15 protein-coding genes are annotated in these 15,368 nt (G+C 43.8%); 11 read left to right on the top strand and 4 right to left on the bottom strand.

Going from position 1 to position 15,368, the window contains the following annotated elements; translation table 11 throughout:
• The first annotated feature begins 39 nt into the window (after nucleotides 1-39).
• The 3 genes from G6R11_RS09795 to G6R11_RS09785 all read left to right on the top strand — a co-directional run bounded on the left by G6R11_RS09795 (nucleotide 40) and on the right by G6R11_RS09785 (nucleotide 5,402).
• Nucleotides 40-2,289, top strand: coding sequence for a peptidase U32 family protein (locus G6R11_RS09795; RefSeq protein WP_163132893.1), 2,250 nt, complete (start codon nucleotides 40-42; stop codon nucleotides 2,287-2,289).
• A gap of 132 nt (nucleotides 2,290-2,421) precedes the next feature.
• A complete protein-coding gene (locus G6R11_RS09790; protein WP_163132892.1) occupies nucleotides 2,422-3,099 on the top strand; it encodes a glutathione S-transferase in 678 nt (225 codons plus the stop codon).
• Nucleotides 3,100-3,323: 224 nt separating this feature from the next.
• Nucleotides 3,324-5,402: a DUF4962 domain-containing protein gene (locus G6R11_RS09785; protein ID WP_163132891.1), complete on the top strand. Its 2,079-nt coding sequence runs from the start codon at nucleotides 3,324-3,326 to the stop codon at nucleotides 5,400-5,402.
• A gap of 243 nt (nucleotides 5,403-5,645) precedes the next feature.
• Here G6R11_RS09785 and G6R11_RS09780 read toward each other — a convergent pair whose 3' ends face one another.
• Nucleotides 5,646-7,256 carry an ABC-F family ATPase gene (locus G6R11_RS09780; protein WP_163132890.1) on the bottom strand — a complete coding sequence of 537 codons (1,611 nt, stop codon included), beginning with the start codon at nucleotides 7,254-7,256 and terminating at the stop codon, nucleotides 5,646-5,648.
• Between the two features lie 256 nt (nucleotides 7,257-7,512).
• Entirely contained in the window at nucleotides 7,513-7,839 is a 327-nt protein-coding gene (locus G6R11_RS09775; protein ID WP_163132889.1) for a DUF2834 domain-containing protein, read from the bottom strand.
• 53 nt (nucleotides 7,840-7,892) lie between these two features.
• Between G6R11_RS09775 and G6R11_RS09770 the strand changes: the two genes are divergently transcribed.
• Nucleotides 7,893-8,372: an HTH domain-containing protein gene (locus G6R11_RS09770; protein ID WP_163132888.1), complete on the top strand. Its 480-nt coding sequence runs from the start codon at nucleotides 7,893-7,895 to the stop codon at nucleotides 8,370-8,372.
• Here G6R11_RS09770 and G6R11_RS09765 read toward each other — a convergent pair.
• Both G6R11_RS09765 and G6R11_RS09760 read right to left on the bottom strand, forming a co-directional pair.
• Nucleotides 8,369-9,133, bottom strand: a complete 765-nt coding sequence (locus G6R11_RS09765; RefSeq protein WP_240352434.1) for a DUF4344 domain-containing metallopeptidase — start codon at nucleotides 9,131-9,133, stop codon at nucleotides 8,369-8,371. The two genes, G6R11_RS09770 and G6R11_RS09765, sit on opposite strands and share 4 nt — an antisense overlap.
• 172 nt (nucleotides 9,134-9,305) lie before the next feature.
• Entirely contained in the window at nucleotides 9,306-9,596 is a 291-nt protein-coding gene (locus G6R11_RS09760) for a DUF1330 domain-containing protein (protein ID WP_163132887.1), read from the bottom strand.
• Nucleotides 9,597-9,867: 271 nt separating this feature from the next.
• Here G6R11_RS09760 and G6R11_RS09755 point away from each other — a divergent pair, with 271 nt between their 5' ends.
• From G6R11_RS09755 to G6R11_RS09725, 7 genes are all read left to right on the top strand, one after another.
• Nucleotides 9,868-10,455 (top strand): TetR/AcrR family transcriptional regulator, encoded by a 588-nt coding sequence (locus G6R11_RS09755; protein WP_163132886.1) that lies wholly within the window; start codon nucleotides 9,868-9,870, stop codon nucleotides 10,453-10,455.
• A gap of 31 nt (nucleotides 10,456-10,486) precedes the next feature.
• Nucleotides 10,487-10,801, top strand: a complete 315-nt coding sequence (locus G6R11_RS09750; RefSeq protein WP_163132885.1) for a cupin domain-containing protein — start codon at nucleotides 10,487-10,489, stop codon at nucleotides 10,799-10,801.
• A gap of 94 nt (nucleotides 10,802-10,895) precedes the next feature.
• Complete coding sequence (locus G6R11_RS09745; protein WP_163132884.1) at nucleotides 10,896-11,261, top strand: STAS/SEC14 domain-containing protein; 366 nt, start codon at nucleotides 10,896-10,898, stop codon at nucleotides 11,259-11,261.
• 85 nt (nucleotides 11,262-11,346) lie between these two features.
• Nucleotides 11,347-11,772, top strand: a complete 426-nt coding sequence (locus G6R11_RS09740) for a hypothetical protein (protein ID WP_163132883.1) — start codon at nucleotides 11,347-11,349, stop codon at nucleotides 11,770-11,772.
• A 260-nt stretch (nucleotides 11,773-12,032) separates the two neighbouring features.
• Nucleotides 12,033-13,112, top strand: coding sequence for a GGDEF domain-containing protein (locus tag G6R11_RS09735; RefSeq protein ID WP_163132882.1), 1,080 nt, complete (start codon nucleotides 12,033-12,035; stop codon nucleotides 13,110-13,112).
• Nucleotides 13,113-13,528: 416 nt separating this feature from the next.
• Nucleotides 13,529-14,173, top strand: coding sequence for a LysE family translocator (locus tag G6R11_RS09730; RefSeq protein ID WP_163132881.1), 645 nt, complete (start codon nucleotides 13,529-13,531; stop codon nucleotides 14,171-14,173).
• 28 nt (nucleotides 14,174-14,201) lie between these two features.
• Nucleotides 14,202-15,368 carry an MFS transporter gene (locus G6R11_RS09725; protein WP_163132880.1) on the top strand — a complete coding sequence of 389 codons (1,167 nt, stop codon included), beginning with the start codon at nucleotides 14,202-14,204 and terminating at the stop codon, nucleotides 15,366-15,368.

The raw sequence follows: 15,368 nt of genomic DNA, 5'->3' as shown, positions 1-15,368 counted from the left end.
AAATAAGGCTGTTAGCCCAAGTAAAGTGAGTTTGGAACAATGACTAGAAAGATAGAATTGCTTGCCCCTGGTGGTGATGTAGAAGCCATTAAAGCGGCGGTAATTGCCGGAGCCAATGCGGTGTATTGTGGTTTAGATACCTTTAATGCCCGCAACCGCGCTTCTAACCTTTCTTTTGATGATTTGAATGGCATTTTACGCTTGGCACACAAGTATGACTGCGAGGTGTTTTTAACCCTTAACGTGGTGATTCTTGAGCAAGAAATTCCTGCCATGGTTAAGCTGCTGAACAAGCTGGTAAATACCAGCCTAAACGGCATTATTGTGCAAGACTTGGGCATGTTTAACTTAGTTAAAAAGCATTTCCCAAGTTTAGATATTCATGCTTCTACTCAGCTTACTACCCATAACGAGGGGCAAGTGGAGTTTTTGGCCAAGCTTGGCGCTTCTCGGCTTAACTTGTCGCGCGAGCTTAATCTAACAGAAATTAAAACCTTAACGGCTTTAGCCCATAAGCACGATGTATTAACCGAAGTGTTTGTGCACGGCTCTTTGTGTATCGCCTTTTCTGGCCAGTGTTATTCAAGCTCGGTAAGTGTGGGTAACTCGGGTAACCGTGGCCGTTGCAGCCAAGCTTGTAGAGATGAATACGAGATTACCAATGCCGGCAATCGCTTCCCGCTTAACCTAAAAGACAATTCTGCCTATTTTGATTTGCCAGAGCTGGTGGACGCGCAAGTTGACTCGCTAAAAATTGAAGGTCGCATTAAAGGTGCTCACTATGTTTACACAGTGGTAGATAGCTGGCGTAAACATATCGACAAGTTTGTTGAAACCGGAAAACTGCTGGCTGACGATTCAAACCTATATCGCGTATTTAACCGAGATTTCACCAACTCGTTTTTAAAGGGCAACCTTACCAAGGACATGTTTATTGATAATCCGCGTGACCACAGTGTGCAGCACGCGGTGCAACAATATAACGCCATATCGGTGGTAGAAATTAAAGAAGCACGCAAAGGGCTTCATGCTGAGCGCAACGAAATAGGTGAAGAGCTGGCCGAAAAAGTTAAGTACCTAAGCATTGCTAAGCAGCCTTTAAAGGTTCAGTTTTCTGGTGAGTTAAACCAACCCTTACGTTTAGTACTCACCGTTGGTGATAACGACAAAGTGTATCAACTGGCGACTGAAGAGTTGCTTAGCCAAGCGGGTAAACAGTCTTTAGACCAAGCCCTGCTTGAGAAGCGTTTTAAAAATTTCGCTAATCGAGATTACGATTACGCTGAGTTTGATTGCTCAGGTCTAGCCGACAACCTAAGTTTGCCGCTTAAGCAAATTAGTGAGCTGAAAAACCAAGCTATATTGGCCTTAAACAATTCTGTGCCCCATGTGCCAGCGGTTGAGGTACCAGCCTTGCTTAAGCACCCGCGTAATACTAATAAGCCAAGTATGTCGCTGCTTATTGCTGATGAGAAAGACTTAAACCTATGTGATTTAACCGAATCAGACGTGTACTTTAAACTGCCAGAGAGCTTTAAAACCGGTAACAATAAGTACATAGATATTTTCCTACGCAATCCACGTTTAATCCCTTGGTTCCCGGCAGTATTAATTGGTAAAGATTATCTAGAAGCAGTGCGTTTACTAGAAGAGGTTCGCCCAGCTCGCATAGTGAGCAACAATACCGGTGTGGCCTTTAAGGCTTACCAAATGGGCATTGAGTGGATAGCGGGCCCATTCTTAAATACCACCAATTCACATGCTTTAGTGACCTTAAAAGAAGAGCTTAATTGTGCAGGTGCGTTCATTTCAAATGAAATCAATCGCATGCAAATTAGAAACATAACTAAGCCAGATAATTTCAAATTGCTCTACAGCATTTATCATCCTATTTTGATGATGACTAGCCGCCAGTGCTTCTTCCAGCAAACCGTAGGCTGTAACAAACCGGCGATTGAAGATGGCTGTATGCTTAAGTGTACTAAAGCCACCACTATCACTAATGTGAAAGGTGTGTCGTTTGCTGTAGATAAACAAAAGGGCGGTTACCCGAGCATTTACAACCACGAGCAGTTCTTAAACTTTGATATTGTGAATGACTTAGCTGGCCAGTTTGATGAGTTTTTCATTGACCTCACCAACATTGGCGCGGGCTCTAAAGCCGAGTTAGACAAAACCGTATTGGTGACGCAATTTGAAGCCTTCTTGCAAGGTAATGAACAAGCGCAACAGCAGCTAAACGACATGGTAACGGTGTCTACCAACGCCCAATACAGTCAAGGTTTGTAAGCTTACATTTAACACTGCCAGCACCTTGTTAGCAGTGTTAACACTATACTTGGTGAAGTATATGAGCCGCAAACGCTGTATATCTTCGCCAACATTCACGCCAAAACGCAGCCAAAGGAGTGAATTGCCAAGATGACTGCATTACCTATCTTATATTCCCTGCAAAACTGCCCCTATGCGATGAGGGCAAGATTGGCGATTTTATTGGCAGAGCAAGCAGTGTATTTGCGGCCAATAGTGATGAAAAACAAGCCAGAAGAAATGCTAGCCTTATCACCTAAAGGCACTGTGCCGGTATTAGTTTTAAGTGATTCCAATCATCCTGAATCAGCAAATAATCAAGTGATAGACGAGAGCTTAGATATTATGCTTTGGGCGCTACAGCGTAACGATCCGCAAGACTTGTTGTACTCAAAACAAGCGGGTGCCTTAGATGAAATGCTACAAATTATTGAGCAAAATGATCGGCAATTTAAACCTGACTTAGAGCGCTACAAAGACGCTAAGCGCTATCATCATGATGATTTAGAAGCTTGTAGGTTGAAGTGTGAGCCCTTTGTTCAACACCTAGAGCAACGCTTAACTCAGCATGCTTTTTTGATGGGAGAACAACCAAGTTTGCTAGATTACGCCTTGTTACCGTTTGTGCGACAGTTTTCCAAGGTTAATCGGCAGCTCTACCTAAATGGTCCATATACTCACTTGCAAGCGTGGTTAAACCAACATTTGCAAAGTCGCTTATTTTCTAAGGCCATGTTTAAGCACCCGCTATGGTTAGACACCCAGCAAAATGTCCTGTTTGGTGGCTAGGGGTTTTAATGCTCAAAAAACTCAGCAAAATCGAGTAGGGCACCCATACTTCTTCTGTGGTTTACCCAGTAATTAGATGTTCATGTTGAAAATTTGCTATCGATCACGCGTTTTTGACCGAAATTGAGGCGCTAGGTTTTACCTTATTCAGTATTAATAATACAATACTATTAATATTTTTTAAGAATCCCCCTCTCCACTTTTATTGAATTAAGAGAGTTAGTATGAGTAAGCAAAAATCTCTAGATGCCATTAGAAAGATGAAGTTAGAAAATGACACTTCAGCTGGCAACTTGGTAGACCTACTTCCGATTGAAGTACAAAAACGTGATTTCGATTTATCTTTCTTAGATAACTTAAGCGAAGCGCGCCCACGCCTATTACTACAGTCTGCTGACTTAGCGGAATTCCAAGCTAAAGTTAAAGCCGACCCTGCATTTTGCATGTACAACGACTTTATCAAGAACTCTACTGAGAAGTTCTTTGATACAGCGCCATTTGAAGAGCCACAAGCCTACCCAGAAGAAACCGTTGGTAAAGCGTCTCTTTGGCGCCCTTACTGGCGTCAAATGTACGTAGACTGTCAAATGGCCCTAAACGCAACCCGTAATCTATCGATTGCCGGTATCGTAAGTGAAGACGACGATCTTATCGCAAAAGCCAAGGCTTGGACCTTAAAGCTAGCGACTTACGATCCAGAAGGTGTAACGTCTCGCGGATATAACGATGAAGCAGCGTTCCGTGTAGTTGCAGCCATGGCTTGGGGTTACGATTGGCTAAACGCTCACTTCAGTGATGAAGAGCGTGAAACGGTGAAAGATGCCTTGATTGTTCGTTTAGACGAAATCATGCACCACCTTAAAGTGACCGTTGACCTACTTAACAATCCATTGAACAGCCACGGTGTTCGCTCAATTTCTTCGGCGATTATTCCTACCTGTATCGCGCTATACCACGACCACCCTAAAGCCGGCGAGTACATTGCTTATGCGCTAGAGTACTACGCGGTGCATTACCCACCATGGGGCGGTGAAGATGGCGGTTGGGCAGAAGGTCCAGATTACTGGAATACTCAAACAGCCTTCTTAGGCGAAGCATTTGATTTGCTAAAAGCTTATTGTGGCGTAGACATGTTTAACAAAACATTCTACGAAAACACTGGTGATTTCCCGCTTTATTGTATGCCTGTTCACTCTAAGCGCGCGAGCTTCTGCGACCAGTCTTCAATTGGTGACTTCCCAGGGCTCAAACTGGCTTACAACATTAAGCACTACGCCGGAGTTAACCAAAAACCGGAATACGTTTGGTACTACAACCAGCTTAAAGGCCGCGATACTGAAGCGCACACTAAGTTCTACAACTTTGGTTGGTGGGACTTTGGTTACGACGACCTTCGCTTCAACATTCTTTGGGATGCGCCAGAAGAGCAAGCGCCTTCGAACGAACCATTATTGAAAGTATTCCCAATCACCGGTTGGGCTGCCTTCCACAACAAGATGTGCGAACGTGATGAGCACATTCACATGGTATATAAGTGTTCACCGTTTGGCTCTATCAGCCACTCACACGGTGACCAAAATGCTTTCACCTTGCATGCCTTTGGTGAAACTCTAGCTTCTATTACCGGTTACTACGGTGGCTTTGGTGTAGATATGCACACCAAATGGCGTCGTCATACTTTCTCTAAAAACTTGCCGCTATTTGGTGGTAAAGGGCAGTACGGCGAAAACAAAAACACCAAATTTGAAGGTCACCAAGACCGTTACTGTATCGAAGCGGGTGGTAACATCACCGATTACGATACTGAATCTGATGTTAAATTTGTGGAAGGAGATGCTACGTCTTCGTACAAGTTCTTCACCCCAGAAATCGAATCTTACAAGCGTAAAATTTGGTTTGTGAAAGGCAAAGTATTTGTTATGCAAGACAAAGCCAGCTTCACTGAAGAGAAAGACTTAACTTGGTTAATGCATACAACCTTTGCAACTGAAACAGCAGACAAGTCTTTTGTGATTCGTGGTGAAAACGCCAACTTAAGCGTTCAATTCATTAACGCTTCTGCAGACAATATCTTGTCAGTGAAAAACGTAGAAGGCTTTGGTGAGGTTGACCCTTACGAATTCAAAGATCTTGAAGTGCATCGCCACGTTGAAACTGAGTTCAAAGCGGCAAAAGAGCATAACGTTGTTACCTTGTTAGTGCCAAATAAAAACAATGGTGAAAGTGTCGACGTTTCGCATAACATCGTTGGCAATACGCTTGAGCTAACTGTAGACGGCGAAGTGGTTAGTATTGAGCTGTAATAGCTTAATGCATTTGCCCCGATAGCCTAGCTATCAAGCGTTTTAAAAGGCCACCCTCATTGAGGGTGGCTTTTTGTTTTTAGGGCTATTCAGAACATTTTTGTACTGCTTACCGCTCAACTATAACTAGGTTGAATTGGTGGCGCAGAACAGCGCTGAGGGTTGTTTGGCAATAATCTATTTATCTGAAACAAAAAAGCTCAAGCCAAGGCTTGAGCTTTTATGTTGTAACTTTCGGCAAACTTAGCCGTTAGCTACTTTTTGAAGTTGCTCTTGGCTTGCTAGGTACTCTTCATAAGTGCCTTGGAAATCAACCACCTGTTGGTCTTTAATTTCAACAATACGGGTTGCTAGTGACGAAACAAACTCACGGTCGTGACTGACAAAAATAAGCGTGCCGTCGTAAAGTTCTAAGGCGCTGTTTAAGGCTTCAATCGCTTCCATATCTAAGTGGTTGGTGGGCTCGTCCATCACTAATACATTGCGGTTTTGCAGCATTAATTTGCCAAACAACAAACGGTTCTTTTCACCACCTGAACATACCTTAGCTTTTTTATTAAAGTCGTCAGCGGTAAACAGCAAACGGCCTAATAAACCACGCACCATTAAGTCGTCGTGTTTGGCGTTGCGCCACTGCGACATCCAATCAAACAAGGTTAAATCATTATCAAAATCACTGGTGCTGTCTTGCGGGCAGTAACCAATCTCGGCGTTTTCTGACCACTTAACGGAGCCCTGATTAGCCGACAATTGCTCAATTAAACAACGTAAGAAGGTAGTTTTACCTACGCCGTTTTCGCCAATTACGGCAAGTTTTGCACCCGCTTCTAAGATGATATTACCGTTTTGAAACAGTGGACCTTCATCAAAGCCGTGGCCTAGGTCTTCGGTTACTAAAGCTTGGCGGTGCAGCTTTTTGTCTTGCTGTAAGGCAATTGATGGCGTTCTACGGCTAGAGGCTTTTACTTCATCTAGGGTGATTTTCTCCATACGCTTAGCACGAGAGGTAGCTTGCTTAGCTTTAGAAGCGTTGGCCGAGAAGCGGTTAACAAAGGCTTGTAGCTCGTCTATTTCAGCGCTCTTTTTGGCATTTTCGGTATGCAGCTGTTCTCTAATTAGCGAGGAGGCTTCAATAAACTTCTCGTAGTTACCTGGGTAAATACGCAGCTCGCCATAGTCGATGTCGGCCATGTGAGTACATACCGAATTTAAAAAGTGGCGGTCGTGCGAGATGATAATCATGGTGCACTTGCGCTGATTGAGCACGGTGCCTAACCACTCAATGGTATGAATATCCAAGTTGTTGGTTGGTTCGTCGAGTAGCAAAATATCTGGGTTGGCAAATAGCGCTTGAGCTAACAGCACACGTAGCTTCCAACCTGGTGCAACCTGCGCCATTAAACCGTAATGGAACTCTTCCGCAATACCGGCTTCTAGTAAGATTTCGCCAGCACGACTTTCGGCGCTGTAGCCGTCCATTTCGGCAAACTCGGTTTCTAAGTTGGCCACTTTCATGCCATCTTCTTCAGACATTTCAGGTAGAGCATAAATGCGGTCACGCTCTTGTTTTACTTTCCAAAGTGCTACATCACCCATAATTACCGTATCAACCACGGTGTGCTCTTCAAAAGCAAACTGGTCTTGGCTTAGCGTACCTACGGTTTCACCTGGGGTGATAGATACGTTACCTGAGCTGGGTGCTAACTCACCGCTAAGGATCTTCATAAAGGTTGATTTGCCGCAACCGTTAGCGCCAATTAAGCCGTAACGGTTTCCGTTACCAAACTTAGCTGAAATGTTTTCGAACAAAGGCGTAGCGCCAAACTGCATGGTGATGTTTGCGGTAGAAATCAAAAGATAATCCTGAGATGAACAATGATGTTGTGAAGTAAGCACGCAAAGGTATGCGTATAAGGTGGCGGACTATAAAGAAAAGTGTGAGCTATGTCGAGTTAAGTTGTACGTTGTTTGAACACTAATTGATTGCGTCTTAGTAAGCGTGAGCCCGAAATAGAAGAAGTTGTCGCAGCATTTTTTAGCAAAGTAACCTGAGATGAAAAAAGCTCAAGCTTCTGCTTGAGCCTATGTTTAGTGGCATGCAAAAGTTTCGCTAGGCAATAGCCGGCGCAGCGGTTTGCTGCCTGAGAGCTTTTACATATAAGTACGCGGGGAGGGCGCAGCTTAAGCCAATGCTTAGGTTAATTACGATAAACCAGAGGGGCTTTGGGCTATGTGCTTGCTTATCGTTAATCATGAACAGCCAAAATACCAATGAACTAATCAGTAAGTCTGCGCTAAATCCACCAGCTGCACCATTAGCAAATAAGGCAGGAATAAATAGCCCTAAGTTAACGCCATGCAGCTTAATAAACTCAATGAAAAACACATAGGGTACGATAGCCCCCGCTATAGCCAAAAACAGATAGAGATGTTTCATAGTTGCTCCTTATGTATACTTGGTTGACATAAGCCTAGTAATGGGGAGTAGGTATGTCAACAAGGTTGACACAAAAAGGTGTTGCTATGGTTGATAGCCATGCCTTGCAGTTGGTTATGACCACAGGAAAAATTCAAGACTTAGCGAGCAACTACTTAAGTGAAGCGTTAACACGTAAGGGGTATAGCGCGATTAGCCCTGCCACATTAATGTTTCTTAGCGCCTTGGATTGCGGAATTAACTTCGGCTCTGAGATCGCCCGTAATTTAGGCGTAAGCCGCCAAATGGTGGCAAAAACGGTAAAAGATTTATCCAGTAAAGGTTACTTAGAACAGCGAGATGGAGTAGGCAAACAAAAGCAGATTTTGTTTACTGATCAAGGTGAGCGGTTAATGGCAGACGCAAGGTTGTTATTGCTTGAACTGGATAAACATTTAGTAAAGGCCATGGGCGGCCAAGAGCTAAATAGCTTGGTGAAAGGCTTTAGTCAGTTGGAAGCAGTATTAAGCGACAAACTGGCAAATCAGCTTTAAGGCTGTTTTAAATAGGTGTGCCAGCTTTGGTTGGTTTGCTGGTACTGCTGAATGCAAAACTCTTGGCGTTCTGCCAAGTAGTTGGTATCAATCTCGTTTAGTAATTTGGGATAACGCTTAGGGTTAGAGCCATAGACTAGACATAAGGTTGAAAAATATCGTTGTAAATCAAAACTGTGTTCATTTATGTATTCGCTTAGCTCGTAAAATTTGGGCTTGTCTTCCGATTCAAAAGCAAACATATCGGCGGCACTTATGGCTACTTCATCACCTAGCTCAACGTAGTTGAGTAATACAATGGTCGCTAAGTTGTCGGCGGCATCTTCTTCCTTTCCTAGTATCGGAATTTTTTGGTCAGTAATGTATGCGTGCCCCAACTCATGCAACAAGGTATGCAATAGTGTGTCTATGGCAGCTTCTTCGGCGCTAACTCCGTATTGCTTTTGGTAATTATTACTGGAGAAAAAGTGCAGGGTTTCATCAACAAAAGCATAGGGAATATAAATGCCGTGAGCGTTAGGGTCATATAGGGGGCCGTCATTAATGCCATATTCTAAGGTGACGGCTTGTCTAAAGTTGAAAAGTTGGTCGACTAATTGGCTAAAATGCTGGTTTACCTTGCTACGTTTTATAAGTGCGCGGCTTTCTTTATCCGCCTGACTTACCGCTGGCTGCATGACTATACGAATGTTGGCTGCGCCTTGATTTGCTAATGCCGAGTAACAAACAAAGCTTAAAGCAATGGCAAGTACCTTGGTCATTTTCACTGGTCAGCTAAACCTCTACTGGCGCTATTGATGCTATTGATGCTATTAGCTTAGCTGTTTTTTGCTGTCTGAGTAGGGTAATAGATCGCTGAATAGAGTGAAACTAAGCCAGATCCACTCGCGTAAATCTGGCCATAAAGCTTAAGTGTTTGGTGCTTAATACCGCCTATTCTGGCACTGCGTAAGTGCTAATGTTCATAAATACGGCTTGCTCTCTAAGTGGCAGTAGTGCTTGGTAGTTGGGGCTGTCGTACCAGCTTTGCAGTTTGCCCATATTAGGAAACTTAATCACGCCCACAGCATCGTGCTCGTTAGCGCCGCTGAGGTTGCCAGAAAACTTCCCTTTAATTACCAGCTCTCCACCAAATTCATTTAATGTTGCGGCAGCTTGTTGGCCATATTGAGCAAATTTGTCTGGGTCTTTTACTTGGCTTGTTGCAATAAAAAATGCAGTCATTTCTCAGTCGTCCTTTTGGTTGGCTTTCATTAAATCAAGATAAAGCAGGGCCTGTTAACTGCGCCCAAGAGGCATAAATTATTGTACACCTATGTACAATTTAGATCTTGAAACTAATTTTGTCCATAGTTGTACATAAATAAATCACAGTTGATCTCAATTTGTTGGGGAGAATGATTTGATGGGCAAGCTTTGGAGCTCGGTATTAGTCAGCTAACAACAATTATGCTAATTTGTACATAGGTGAACATTTAGGTGGTATAGAGGAATAATGGGTAGAGCCGCAAAGTTTGATCGTTCAGCAGCAATCGAAAACTGCATGAATGAGTTTTGGTTACATGGCTACGAGGCGTGTTCGGTTAAGGCTTTATCGGAAAAGCTAGGCATTACCCGCTCGAGTTTTTACAACGCATTTGGTAGTCGCCAAGCGCTGTTTTTGGAAACGCTAGACCTTTACGCCACTATCACCCCTGACCAAGTTTTGAATAAACCAGAACAACACAGCAGCGTATTAGCCTTAATTAACGCGTTTTTTGCCGATGTATGTCGGTTTAGAGCCGATGATCCTCAAGCGCGAGGTTGCTTGGTGATTAACTCGATTTCCGAGCTGGTGGCGGTAGATAAAACCCTCGGTGAAGACCTTAGTCATATGGTGCACGCCAATATCGCTCGCTTCGAGCACTTGTTGCAATTAGCGGTCGCTAATGGAGAGCTCGCAGCGCCAAATATCAGAGAAACCGCATTAGCCCTACAAAGCTTGCTTATGGGGGTGAGCGTATTGTCGAAAGTACTCACTAGCGAAGCAGAATTATTGGCGATAGTTAATCAAACCTTAAGCGGGCTTGGTTTAGCTAAATAAGCGAGTCAGCTCAGTAATATGAGGAAGTGCTATGGATAATTTGTTTGCTAAGTTGCCCAAAGATACCAGCCAAGAACACTTTAAGGACTTATTGCATACCGATGGTGTGAGAGTGGAGCGGATTGTTTCCTATGGGCAGTCTTCACCCGAGCAGGGTTGGTATGATCAAGATGAAAACGAATGGCTTAGCGTATTAGAGGGCTCGGCAGTTATAGAATTTGAAGATGGAGAAGTAATTGCCTTAGCTAAGGGGGATTGCTTAAACATTCCCGCTCATAAAAAGCATAGAGTGGCCGAAACCGCAGCAAACACCGCTACCATTTGGTTGGCCATTTTTTACCGCTAGTAAGCTCTTACAAAAGCGATCTAACGCAATATCTATGCATTGTGTTTAGCATAAAGTGACCTTATCAATCTCAATTTCGCTTTGGAGTGTCACAGTGTTTAAGGTAACAAAAGTAGCCGATAACCGCTTAGATATAGAATTTGGTGGCAAATTAGATGCAGAGGAAATGAAGCTAGCTCTAGATGAGCTTAGTAGCAAAGCTCTAGGCATTGAAAAGGGCCAAATGCTGTATCGAATTGAAGATTTTGCTTTGCCAACCTTAAGCGCTATAGCAGTAGAGTTTGCCCGCATTCCCGAGATGTTTAAGTTGATCCGCCAGTTTGAGCGCGCTGCCGTGCTGTGTGATAAACAATGGGTGCAAACCATTAGCGAATTGGAAGGTAAGCTTATTCCTGGCTTAAGCATTAAAGCTTTTGATATGAATCAGCTTGAACAAGCCGAACAATGGCTTAGCCACTAGCTTGCCTCTTACAAAACTCTACTACTCAATATTTACCTTAGCTGCTAGTGTCTAAGTATTACGCTCTGCAGCTAAAGGCATCATTATGCAACGCTCAATTCTCACGCTTTCTCGACTTGTTCAAGCTAGTTTTTTGTCTGTAAGCCTTATGGCTACTTCTGCTTTTGCTAATGACGTTACTATTGTGGCGGCAGAGTTTACCCAAGACGGACAACGCAGCTGGAAGGTTGACGTGTCTTTATTACACGGCGATACAGGTTGGGATCATTACGCCAACATGTGGCGAGTCGTCGACGTGAACGGCAACGTTTTAGGTGAGCGCGAACTGTTGCATCCTCATGTTAATGAGCAGCCATTTACCCGCAGTTTAAGTAATGTGCCGCACCCTGCAGTGGGCTCAATGGTTTATATTGAGGCGCGCGATAAAGTACACGGCTGGTCACCGCAGCGCTTTAAAGTGGACTTAAGCCAAGCGCAGCAAGGGCATTTGCTGGTAGAAATGCCCAAGTGATAGATTTTACTTGGGTGCTTAGCTGGGGCTTCTGGCATAAGTGTTAGCAAGTGGCTTTTTAGGTCAGCTTAGTCTTTTGAGTATTTCAGTATTAGCTTTAACTTGCTGTAAATTAAAAAATAATGAATTTTACTGACTTTTCGCTCTGTTATTGGCGACGTTTGCAGCTTTGGCTTAGCTTAATAAAATGTGAATTTGAAATAATTTGTTACGAATTTGTATGTTAGTCTGTACTTGGAAAGGGAAGTTTCAGATAAAATATGCAAATTAAAACACTTATAAATTTAGGGGCCGATGGGCACTCTTTTGCGGCAATTAGTCGCATAAAACTCACTAACATCATCGCCTTGATAACCACTGTTATCTCAGGCCTGTACTCGCTTAACTATTGGCTATTGTTAGACAACAGCACGGTAGCTTTGATCAACTTCGGTTTTACTTTGGCTTATTTTGCTACTTTAGCATTTATGCTTAAGGGTCATATATCTGGCGCTAAAACCTGGTTTTTCTCGGTGTTAATGGTGCACTTGCTTATTTGCACCAATGTTTATGTGACCAATCAAAGTGGTTTTCATCTTTATTATTTCTTAGTGCCTACCGGCGCTTTTTTGCTGTTTGAGCTTAATCAGCGACGCGAAATGATGGCACTAAGTGCCGCATCGGTCGGCCTGTTCCTCTATTGTGAAAACACGCTTAATTTAAACCCGCTTATCGAGCTTGATGCGGCCACTAATCACCTGCTTTATCAATCGGTTGTATTGGTAAACATGATAGAGGTGGTGTTTGTACTCACCATTTTTGCACGCCAGATTGAAGCCAATGAAAAGCAGCTTACTCTGCAAGCCTCTACCGATTCCTTAACCGGTTTGGCTAATCGCCACTGTTTTTTTGCCAAGGGTAACGAGCTATTGGAGCAGTCTAATAAACTCGGTCAAACCCTAAGTGTGGTGTTGCTAGATTTTGATTACTTTAAAAGCATTAATGATCGCTACGGCCACGTAGTCGGGGATTTGTGTTTGGTTGAAATAAGTAAAGAGATTAATGCGATATGCCGCGAGCAAGATCTATTTGCTCGTATTGGCGGCGAAGAGTTTGTAATTGCCATGCCAAACACTAGCCTAACTCAAGCCCAGCAAGTGGCAGAGCGGATGCGTGAACGGGTTTCTAAGCACATTATTCCGATTGTTGGTGAGTCTAATTTTACTTGTACTGCCAGTTTTGGAGTAGCAAGCAGCAACAGTAAGCAGGCCTTAAAAGAGCTGTTACAACAAGCGGATAAAGCGCTGTACATGGCTAAAGACCAAGGTAGAAATTGTGTTCAGCTATATTCTGCTAGCTAAGCTCAACTAATCGCCAGTGACAAACGCAGTGCTTAAGTTTAGGCACTGTTCGCTGCCTTCTTTGTTTCTACTCATTCTCATTTCACCTTGTCAATATTGTTCTTGAGGACGCTTACCTAAAGCATTCCAAGCGTTGTGCCGACCGTACTCGCTCTATCGCAATAGAAAGCGGTGGTTAAAAGCGGTGGTTAAAACCGGTGGGCGGAGAGTTCTGTTTTGCTAGTTTGCTAATGCGCACTAGTGATACTCACTGGGTAAACTGACGCTCTTACCGCGCACAGCCTCTTCGGCCTTCACCAGATTTTATTTCGATTTTGAAAGGGTAAATAGCCAATTCCTCTTAGCTTGAACCGCAGGCTCCATGCTAGTCTTGAGAGCTAAGTTGCACGGTGCAAAACACTAAGGGAGTAGCAGCCATGTTAGGCATTAACGAATTTTGGCTATTTGTTGTTTCAGGTATTCTACTTAATTTGATCCCAGGGCCAGATTCTCTTTACGTAATGGCGCGCAGTGCTAGCCAAGGGTTTAAAGCCGGTTCGGTGGCCGCTTTAGGTATTGGCGCGGGCACCTTTGTGCATATTGGTGCCGCAGCATTTGGCCTGTCGGCCATATTAGCTAGCTCGGCGGCGGCTTTTACAGTGGTTAAGGTGATTGGCTGCGTTTACTTGCTGTATATGGGTTTATCTATGGCACTTGCTAAAAACAAGCCTGCTGCGTCTATGTCTTTAGCTAGTGGTAAGGAAGCTGGCGCTAAGTATTCAAAAATATTTAGGCAGGGTTTTCTCACCAATAGTTTAAACCCCAAGGTGGCGTTATTTTTCTTAGCTTTTGTTCCTCAGTTTATCGACGCTGCAGAGCCCAATAAAGCCTTGGCATTTGTGGTTTTGGGTTTGGTATTTAATATGAATGCGATTATTTGGAGCCACATTTTAGCTTGGTTAAGCGCCTCCATTTCTGGCCGTGTACAAGCTAGCGACAAACTCAAGTGTTGGTTAAATCGCAGCTTGGGCGGATTATTTGCCGCCTTTGGTATTCGCTTAGCTTTTTCTGAACTGAGCTAAAACTCGGTTAACTTCTTCAAGGATTACGATGCAGCGTTCTAAGAAACAACTTCTGTTAATGATGGCGTTTTTGATGCCCTTCAGCTTTTCTATTTGGATGGTATTGCTCAATAACTTTGCTATCGAAGTCGCCCAGTTTACTGGCCGTGAAATTGGCATTTTGCAAAGCCTTCGTGAGATCCCTGGGTTTTTAGCTTTTACCGCTATCTTTGTGTTGCTGGTGCTTAAAGAGCAAACCTTTGCCTTATTAAGTTTATTGGTATTGGCCATTGGCATTACTCTTACTGGCTTTTTTCCTAGCGTATATGGCTTGTACTTTACTACGGTGCTCATGTCGGTGGGCTTTCACTATTTCGAAACGGTGAATCAATCTTTAACCCTACAGTGGATCCCAAAAGACGAAACACCAGCCTTTATGGGTAAGGCGCTTGCGGTAAAAGGTGCGGCTGCAGTGTTAGCCTATAGCTCTTTGTGGGCCTTGCTTGAGTACACCGAGTTTGAATATGTCTCGCTTTACGCAATATTCGGCGGCGCAACAATTCTAGCGGTGTTGTTTATCGCCTTGCGCTTTCCGCATTACACCGCCGAACACGAGCAACATAAGCGGCTAATACTGCGCCAGCGCTATTGGTTGTTTTATACCTTGGTATTCTTAAGCGGAGCACGTAGGCAAATATTCGTGGTGTTTGCTGGGTTCTTGATGGTGGAGAAGTTTGATTATTCGGTGTCGGACATTGCATTGCTTTACCTTGCTAACCAAGTTCTGAATATTTTATTCGCTGGAAAAATCGGCCAGCTAATCGGTCGCATTGGCGAGCGCCGCGCTTTAATCATTGAGTACACTGGCTTGATATTTGTGTTTGCTGGTTATGCGATGGTAGAAACCGCAGAGTGGGCTGCAGGTTTATATATTATCGACCATCTATTTTTTGCCATGGCAATTGCGATTAAAAGTTACTTCCAAAAAATCGCAGATCCGGCCGATATTGCCAGCTCTGCGGGTGTGAGCTTTACCATTAACCATATTGCGGCAGTGGTGTTGCCCGCATTGTTGGGACTGGTGTGGTTGTATTCTTCGTCTTTGGTATTTTGGATAGGGGCGGGCATTGCGGTGGCTTCTTTAGCGTTTTCTTTCTTGGTGCCGCGTCATCCGGAGCAACACCACGAAACAACCTGGGCCGTTAACGCGCGTTAG

It is taken from the genome of Agarivorans sp. Alg241-V36 (assembly GCF_900537085.1).
GTDB lineage: Bacteria > Pseudomonadota > Gammaproteobacteria > Enterobacterales > Celerinatantimonadaceae > Agarivorans.
This window is presented reverse-complemented; position numbering and strand designations above follow the sequence as displayed.

What these genes read in the sequence shown, in the direction of transcription:
- G6R11_RS09795 (WP_163132893.1), top strand. Translation starts at nt 40, where the DNA reads ATGACTAGAAAGATAGAATTGCTTGCCCCTGGTGGTGATGTAGAAGCC.
- G6R11_RS09790 (WP_163132892.1), top strand. Translation starts at nt 2,422, where the DNA reads ATGACTGCATTACCTATCTTATATTCCCTGCAAAACTGCCCCTATGCG.
- G6R11_RS09785 (WP_163132891.1), top strand. Translation starts at nt 3,324, where the DNA reads ATGAGTAAGCAAAAATCTCTAGATGCCATTAGAAAGATGAAGTTAGAA.
- G6R11_RS09775 (WP_163132889.1), bottom strand. Translation starts at nt 7,839, where the DNA reads ATGAAACATCTCTATCTGTTTTTGGCTATAGCGGGGGCTATCGTACCC.
- G6R11_RS09770 (WP_163132888.1), top strand. Translation starts at nt 7,893, where the DNA reads ATGTCAACAAGGTTGACACAAAAAGGTGTTGCTATGGTTGATAGCCAT.
- G6R11_RS09765 (WP_240352434.1), bottom strand. Translation starts at nt 9,133, where the DNA reads ATGACCAAGGTACTTGCCATTGCTTTAAGCTTTGTTTGTTACTCGGCA.
- G6R11_RS09760 (WP_163132887.1), bottom strand. Translation starts at nt 9,596, where the DNA reads ATGACTGCATTTTTTATTGCAACAAGCCAAGTAAAAGACCCAGACAAA.
- G6R11_RS09755 (WP_163132886.1), top strand. Translation starts at nt 9,868, where the DNA reads ATGGGTAGAGCCGCAAAGTTTGATCGTTCAGCAGCAATCGAAAACTGC.
- G6R11_RS09750 (WP_163132885.1), top strand. Translation starts at nt 10,487, where the DNA reads ATGGATAATTTGTTTGCTAAGTTGCCCAAAGATACCAGCCAAGAACAC.
- G6R11_RS09740 (WP_163132883.1), top strand. Translation starts at nt 11,347, where the DNA reads ATGCAACGCTCAATTCTCACGCTTTCTCGACTTGTTCAAGCTAGTTTT.
- G6R11_RS09735 (WP_163132882.1), top strand. Translation starts at nt 12,033, where the DNA reads ATGCAAATTAAAACACTTATAAATTTAGGGGCCGATGGGCACTCTTTT.
- G6R11_RS09730 (WP_163132881.1), top strand. Translation starts at nt 13,529, where the DNA reads ATGTTAGGCATTAACGAATTTTGGCTATTTGTTGTTTCAGGTATTCTA.
- G6R11_RS09725 (WP_163132880.1), top strand. Translation starts at nt 14,202, where the DNA reads ATGCAGCGTTCTAAGAAACAACTTCTGTTAATGATGGCGTTTTTGATG.